This is a genomic window from Burkholderia sp. 28_3, assembly GCF_003253915.1.
Classification (GTDB): domain Bacteria; phylum Pseudomonadota; class Gammaproteobacteria; order Burkholderiales; family Burkholderiaceae; genus Burkholderia; species Burkholderia cenocepacia.
In genome coordinates, this window is sequence record NZ_QKZF01000061.1 from 1 (window position 1) to 7,064 (window position 7,064).

At 60.4% G+C, this 7,064-nt stretch carries 5 protein-coding genes and 1 pseudogene; 4 read left to right on the plus strand and 2 right to left on the minus strand.

Annotated features, from left to right (window positions below; translation table 11 throughout):
• Window positions 1-104: 104 nt before the first annotated feature.
• Both DFS13_RS39345 and DFS13_RS39350 read left to right on the plus strand, forming a co-directional pair.
• Entirely contained in the window at window positions 105-1,262 is a 1,158-nt protein-coding gene (locus DFS13_RS39345) for a DNA polymerase Y family protein (RefSeq protein WP_249206034.1), read from the plus strand.
• Window positions 1,263-1,292: 30 nt separating this feature from the next.
• On the plus strand, window positions 1,293-4,424 hold the full coding sequence (locus DFS13_RS39350) for an error-prone DNA polymerase (protein WP_012431282.1): 3,132 nt from the start codon (window positions 1,293-1,295) through the stop codon (window positions 4,422-4,424).
• Between the two features lie 190 nt (window positions 4,425-4,614).
• On the opposite strand, the gene DFS13_RS41100 is transcribed toward DFS13_RS39350, so the two are convergent.
• Window positions 4,615-4,845: an NUDIX domain-containing protein gene (locus DFS13_RS41100; protein WP_223274461.1), complete on the minus strand. Its 231-nt coding sequence runs from the start codon at window positions 4,843-4,845 to the stop codon at window positions 4,615-4,617.
• Window positions 4,842-5,363, minus strand: coding sequence for a hypothetical protein (locus DFS13_RS39360; protein ID WP_012431281.1), 522 nt, complete (start codon window positions 5,361-5,363; stop codon window positions 4,842-4,844). The genes DFS13_RS41100 and DFS13_RS39360 overlap by 4 nt, the downstream gene beginning before the upstream one ends.
• Window positions 5,364-5,581: 218 nt before the next feature.
• On the opposite strand from DFS13_RS39360, the gene istA reads away from it, so the two are divergent.
• Window positions 5,582-6,628 (plus strand): IS21 family transposase, encoded by a 1,047-nt coding sequence (gene istA / locus DFS13_RS39365; protein ID WP_039339357.1) that lies wholly within the window; start codon window positions 5,582-5,584, stop codon window positions 6,626-6,628.
• Window positions 6,625-6,987, plus strand: a pseudogene (locus tag DFS13_RS39370) (ATP-binding protein); the annotation flags it as partial. The gene istA and the pseudogene DFS13_RS39370, both read left to right, overlap by 4 nt.
• Window positions 6,988-7,064: the final 77 nt, after the last annotated feature.

A 7,064-nucleotide genomic window follows, 5' to 3' on the forward strand; every position in this document is an offset into this window, starting at 1 on the left:
GTGGATGTGCATGCGTTTCATGATTTAGCTCCTTGGCACTGCGACACAGCTTGAACGGAACAGTCAGCGCCCGCACAGCAGTTCTCGGTCAGAAAACCATCGTGATGGACGTGACGGCCAGCCTGCGTCTCTTCGGTGGTATCCGCCAAGTCTGCGCGTTGATGCGCGAGGTCGTGATGTCTATCGGCGTGACGATTCGCATGAGCGTGGCGCCGACTGGCCAGGGAGCATGGCTGCTTGCAAAACGCGGCTGGTGCCGCGTGCTCAAGATGCCATCGCTCGAGCGGAACCTCAACGCACTGCCGTTCACGGTCGTGCAGGAGCTGCGCGGGTTTGCCGACTGGTTTCAAGGCCTAGGCTGCCGGGTGCTGGCCGACATCCGTCGCCTGCCGCGGGCCGGCCTGAAGAAACGCTGTGGCGTCGGGCTGCTCGATGCGCTCGACCGCGCCTACGGCCTCTCGCCCGAACTGTACCAATGGCTCGAGATGCCGCCGACTTTCAGCGCGCGCACCGAGCTTCCTGACCGGGTCGAGCATGCCGACGCCATCCTGTTTTCGGCGAAACGCCTCATAGTCCAGTTGTGCGGCTGGTTGAGCGCGCAGCAGTTCGCGCTGACCCATGCCACGGTGTCGCTCGAGCATGAGCGCGGCCGCGAAGCCATCGAGCCAACCACTCTCGAGATAGCGCTTGCGGAACCGACATGGCACGAGGAGCACCTCGTTCGTTTGCTGAAGGAACGCCTCGGTCGCACCGAACTGCCAGCCGCCGTCCTGGCGGTCCGGCTGACCGCGTCCAGCGTGCAGCCCGCCGAGCCACCGAGCGATTCGCTCTTTCTCGACCCGGGCGGTTCAGCTGAAGACCACAATCGCCTTATCGAGCTGCTGGTTGCGCGGCTTGGCACGGAGAACGTCGAGCGCGCGGCGCCGACATCCGACCACAGGCCGGAGATGGCGAACCGCTGGGTGCCCATCCAGAACGATGCGAAGGTGCAGGCACCGCCTCCAGGTCTGCCACGACCGACCTGGCTGCTCGAGAAACCCATCAAGCTCATGATGAAGAACCATCGACCGTTCTACGGCTCGCCGCTCAGGCTCGTGTCGACTGGGGAGCGCATCGAGGCAGGATGGCACGACAGCGAAGCGGTGACGCGCGACTACTACGTTGCAGAGGCCGCCGATAAAAGCTGCTACTGGATTTATCGCGAACGGCCCGTCGTGAAGACGGAAGAAGTGCGCTGGTATCTGCACGGCCTCTTCGGATAAGACGGTGCAATCGTGGACTTCCCATCGTCGATGCTTCCAGAGTACGCGGAGCTTTTCGCCTTCACCAACTTCTCGTTCCTCCGCGGCGCCTCGCACGGAGAAGAGCTGGTGCTGCGTGCATCCCAGCTCGGTTATTCAGGCCTCGCAATAACCGACGAGTGTTCGCTCGCCGGCGTCGTACGCGCCCATGTCGAAGCGAAGAAAGAAAAGCTCCCCCTGGTCATCGGCTCGTACTTTCAGCTCGTGAATGCAGACCGGTCGCCGGCCTTCGGTCTCATCTTGCTGGCGCAAAATCGCGAGGGCTACGGCAACCTTTCCGAATTCATCACGCTCGGACGCATGCGTGCAGCGAAAGGCGAATACCTGCTCACGCCGCACGACATCTCGAAGCCAGAGAAAGGCTACACGCATCTGCGGGGAATGCCGGACTGCCTCGCCATTCTGGTGCCCGATTTCCCGGCGACCGAAGATGCGCTGGCCGTCCAGCTCGAATGGATGAACGACGTGTTCGCGGGACGTGCATGGGTCGGACTGACGCTGCACCAGCACGCGATGGACGACATCCATCGGGGCATCGTCGAGCATGTGGCGGACCAGTATCGCGTACCGGTCGTGGCGACGGGCAACGTCGTCATGCATGTCCGCTCGCGTAAGCCGCTGCAGGACACGATGACGGCAATCCGGTTGCGTAAGACCGTCGCCGAATGCGGATACGACCTCGCGCCAAACGCCGAGGGCCATCTGCGTTCTCGGTTTCGGCTGGGGAACCTGTATCCGACGCGTGCACTGTACGAGACGCTCAACATTCTTGAACGGTGTAACTTCTCACTCGACGAGCTTCGCTACGAATATCCCGACGAGCTCGTGCCAGAGGGTTTTACGCACGAAGCGTATTTACGGCAGGAGACATACATCGGTGCGCACCGGCGCTATCCCAACGGCATTCCGCACAACGTCCAGGAGCAGATTGAGCACGAGCTACAGCTCATCCGCGAACTGGAATATGAGGCCTATTTCCTCACGGTCTACGACATCGTGCGCTTTGCCCGCAGTCAGCACATCCTGTGTCAGGGGCGCGGGTCGGCGGCGAATAGTGCGGTCTGTTACTGCCTCGGCGTGACGGAGGTCGACCCATCACGCGGGAACATGCTGTTCGAGCGCTTTATCAGCAAGGAACGTGGCGAGCCACCCGACATCGACGTGGACTTCGAGCATCAACGTCGCGAAGAGGTCATCCAATACATCTACCGGAAGTACGGGCGCGACCGTGCGGCGATTGCTGCAGCGGTATCCACATACCGGCCACGCGGCGCGCTGCGCGAAAGCGGCAAGGCGCTCGGCGTCGACCCGCAAATTGTGGACAAGGTGGCGAAATCGCATCAGTGGTTCGACCATTCGGCCGACCTGCTTCAACGCTTCGCTGAATCCGGACTGGACCCGGAGAATCCGCTCATCGGTCTCTGGGCGAAGCTTGCTGCTCAGATTCTCAACTTTCCACGCCACCTGTCGCAGCACTCCGGTGGCTTCGTCATCAGCCGCGGCAAGCTCACGCGGCTGGTCCCCGTCGAGAACGCGACGATGGCAGACCGCTCCGCCATTCAGTGGGACAAGGACGACCTGGAAGCGCTCGGCCTGTTGAAAATCGATGTGCTCGCACTTGGCATGCTGTCGGCCATCCGTCGCACGCTCGACATCGTGTCAGAGCAGTGCGGTGAGCGTTTCGAGATGCAGGACATACCTCCCGAGGACGCGGCGACCTACGAGATGATTTCGCGGGCGGACACCGTGGGCGTGTTCCAGATTGAGTCGCGTGCGCAGATGAGCATGCTGCCGCGGATGAAGCCCCGAGAGTTCTACGACCTCGTTATCGAGGTGGCCATCGTGAGGCCGGGCCCGATTCAGGGCGGCGCAGTGCATCCTTACCTGCGCCGGCGCCAAGGACTGGAGCCGGTGACGTATCCGAGCGACGCATTGGAGGTCGCTCTCGGGCGAACGCTTGGCGTGCCCATCTTCCAGGAGCAGGTGATGCAGGTGGCCATCCTGGCTGCCGGTTTTACGCCGGGCGAAGCGGACCAGTTGCGCCGCGCGATGGCCGCCTGGAAACGTAAGGGTGGTCTCGACAAATACTACGACCGCATCGTCAACGGTATGACCGAGCGCGGTTACACGAAGGACTTCGCCGAATCCATCTTCCAGCAAATTCACGGTTTTGGCGAATACGGCTTCCCGGAAAGCCACGCGGCGAGCTTCGCGCTGCTTGTGTACGCGAGCAGCTGGCTGAAGTGTCATGAGCCGGAGGCGTTCCTCGCGGCGATGCTGAACAGCATGCCACTCGGCTTCTACTCCGCGTCGCAGTTGATTCAGGATGCGCAGCGACATGGCGTGAAGGTGCTCCCAGCCGACGTCACCATCAGCAACTGGGATTCGGTGCTCGAGCGTGAAACATCGGCATCCAGGCCATCAGTACGCCTTGGCCTGTCGCTGTTGAAGGGCATGAAGGACGGTGCAGCGGAGCGAATCGAAGCCGCGAGAGCCGTGAGGCAGTTCTCCAGCGTCAGCGACCTTGCGCGCCGCGCGCAACTCGACCGAAATGACCTCAAGGTTCTGGCAGCAGCAAACTCGCTGTCACTGCTCGCTGGCAATCGACGCGAAGCGCTCTGGGCGTCCGTCGCCGCTGTGCCCGACAGCGACATCCTTGCCGATGCTTGCGTCGATGACGAAACGCCTGCGTTCGGGGCGCCGTCGGAAGGCGAAGACATCGTCGCAGACTACAACTCGATGAGCCTCACGCTCGGCCGGCATCCACTTTCCCTTCTGCGGCCAGCCCTGCTAGAACAGCGCCTGATGCCAGCGGCAACACTCATGACCTATCGTAATGGCAGACTCGCTCGTGGCTGCGGGTTGGTCACAGTGCGGCAACGGCCGGGAACGGCGAAAGGCGTGATGTTTCTCACCATTGAGGATGAGACCGGCAACGTGAACATCATCATCTGGACATCGGTTCAGGAGAAGTTCCGGCAGGAGGTGTTGGGCGCGTCGCTCCTCGCCGTGTACGGAACGTGGCAATGCGAAGGCGAGGTTCGCCACCTGGTTGCGCAGAGGCTCGTCGATTTGTCTCACCTGCTCGGCGGGCTAACGGCAGTCAGTCGCAACTTCTGCTGAGCTCGTGCTGATTATGTCATCAATGTCTGTATTGCCTTGCTCAGCGACTTTTTGCTGCCGCGCGATTGACGAAGGAAGATTTCCGCAATCCCCTTAGTCGGAATGCTCGTGTCCAACTTCGCAAGGTCTTTCAGTTTGACCCACTGGCAGCGCGCTATTTCGTTCGACGGTATTGGTTCCGAGCCGTCCGTCAGCCTAACAATGAAGACGAAGTGCCGGGTTCGCAGACCCCGAAACGGAAGAGGTAGTGGTTATTTGAAACTTGCAGCCCAGTCTCTTCGTCGAGTTCCCGGATTGCCGTGGACGCGATGTCTTCACCGGCTTTCTGCCGGCCACCTGGGAAAGCCCAGCGACCACGCTCCCGGGCGACCAGTAGAACGTTGCCGTTGCGCTCACAAATTACTGTTGCTCGTCGCTTCATTGTCCTTTCGGCGCCTTAATGGGCTTGTTGGCAAATGGATTGATGGGGTACACCTTCTCCGGTTCCTTGACCCGCTCGAGCAGCTGGACCTTGGGCCACGCTGCGACCATCGACTCCAAGCCACGCACGACGTTGGTTTCCAACGCCTGGATTCCCGAGTCACCTTGAAAATTAGCGCTGAACGCTGCATGGAATCGGTACTGGAAATGACCCGAAATTTCCGTGATTCGCTCAGCCGTACCTGACTCCGTGTAGATGACCGATTCGGGCGAGAACGGGTCGTAGTAAATCACGTTCGGATAGTCGGTATTGACGGCAACGCGTGGCTCATCGGAGACCAAAAGCGAGCCCACGAGCTGAATTGAGCCTTTCATGCCCTTCGGCGTCTTGAACACCCAGATTCGCTTGGGCAAGCGTCCAGCGAGGTCTGTGAGCTTTGAGTTGTTGGAGCCGAAGTATCCGACCTCACGGTTCTTCAGGTTCGATTCCAGCTTCTGCCAGTAGTAAAAGATGTCCATGCAACTGCGCTTGATTGTTTGGTTGTTTGTCGATGTTCTTTGATATTACCAACTCCGCGTGGATAGTCTCCTTCGCCGGAAGAAGCCCGCTTAAAATAGGCGTATCGTTATCTTGTCGCGCGCAGTTGTAAATTGATACAGCAACGCAGTTAGGAATTGATACACCTCGTTGTAGGGTTGCTCCTTTTGGGCGGCCCGTGATCAGCTACGAGGAGTACATGGAAATCGAGATTCTGCGTCGCCAGGGAAACAGCCTTCGGGACATCGCGGTCGAGACCGGCATGGCAGTCAACACAGTCAGGAAGTATCTGGAATCGGGTCCGCCGCAGCGTAAGGCCCGTCAGCCAGTCGTCGGCAAGCTTGCGCCCTTCAAGGCCTATTTGCAGGGCCGTGTCGAAGCAGCGAAGCCGGACTGGATTCCGGCGACGGTGCTCAAGCGGGAGATTGAGGAGCGCGGCTACACGGGCGGTTTGCGTCGGGTGCAGGAGTATCTGCAGAAGCTTCGCCCCGCTGCACGCCCCGACCCGGTGGTCAGATTCGAGACAGAGCCGGGACATCAGATGCAGATGGACTGGATTGAGTTTCGTAAGCCGGGGCACAAACTCGGCATGCTCGCGGCGTTCGTTGCGACGTTGGGCTACAGCCGTGTCAGCTACGCGGAGTTTGTCACCGACATGCGTATCGAAACGCTGCTGGCTTGCCATGTGCGGGCATTCGAGGCATTTGGCGGCGTCACCAGAGAGATCGTGTACGACAACATGAAGACGGTGATTCTGAAACGCGATGCCTATGGCAAGAAGCAGCACCGATATCATCCGGGGTTCGCTGACTTCGCCAAACACCATGGGTTCGTGCCGCGCGTGTGCAAGCCATACCGCGCGAAGACGAAGGGCAAGGTCGAGCGTATGAACGGATATCTGCGCTATAGCTTCTGGGTCCCGTTGGTTTCAATGCTCAAACAGGCAGGGCTCACAGCCGACTGCGGCCTGTGCAATGAGCGCGTCAGGCTGTGGTTGCGCGACGTCGCCAACGTCCGGGTGCATGGCACTACCAAACGGGTTCCGGCCGAGGTGTTGCTCGAGGAGCGGCCGCATCTTCTGCCACTGCCGGCACCATACGTGGGACGATCGGTTCGAACGGGAGCGACGCCACATCAGCAGCCGAAACCAGCATCACGGTACGCGACCTCGGAGTGGAACAAACCGTTGCAGCACCCGTTGTCGGTCTACGACGCGTTCAGCCGCGCACAGGAGGTAAGCGCATGACGCCGCAGCTCGAACGACTGACTGTGTTGTGCAAGCAGCTCAACCTGCTGCACTTGCCGACACAGATTGCGCACCTCGGCCAGATGGCCGCCAAACGCGAGCTCGGCTATCTCGACTTCCTCGAACAGGCCTTGAAGGATGAAGCGATGGCACGCGCGGAGCGAATGCGCCGGATGCTGACGCGTCTGGCTGGATTCCCGGCAATCAAGACGCTTGATGAATTCGACTTCGAATTCGTGCTCGGCGTACCGAAAGCATTGGTTCTCGAACTCGGCAGTCTTGCCTTTGTGGAGCGTGCCGAGAATGTCGTGCTGCTCGGACCCAGTGGCGTTGGCAAAACCCAGGTATCTATAGCAGTGCGGGGTTGACGCCGAGGGGCAAGTCGATGATAGGGCTTCAGGGCGCCTCGACGAAGTGATCGCGGGTCGACCTTCGC

Excerpts from the sequence above, each read along its gene's own strand:
- DFS13_RS39345 (WP_249206034.1), top strand. The coding sequence starts at position 105 with ATGGACGTGACGGCCAGCCTGCGTCTCTTCGGTGGTATCCGCCAAGTC.
- DFS13_RS39350 (WP_012431282.1), top strand. The coding sequence starts at position 1,293 with ATGCTTCCAGAGTACGCGGAGCTTTTCGCCTTCACCAACTTCTCGTTC.
- DFS13_RS41100 (WP_223274461.1), bottom strand. The coding sequence starts at position 4,845 with ATGAAGCGACGAGCAACAGTAATTTGTGAGCGCAACGGCAACGTTCTA.
- istA (WP_039339357.1), top strand. The coding sequence starts at position 5,582 with ATGGAAATCGAGATTCTGCGTCGCCAGGGAAACAGCCTTCGGGACATC.
- DFS13_RS39360 (WP_012431281.1), bottom strand. The coding sequence starts at position 5,363 with ATGGACATCTTTTACTACTGGCAGAAGCTGGAATCGAACCTGAAGAAC.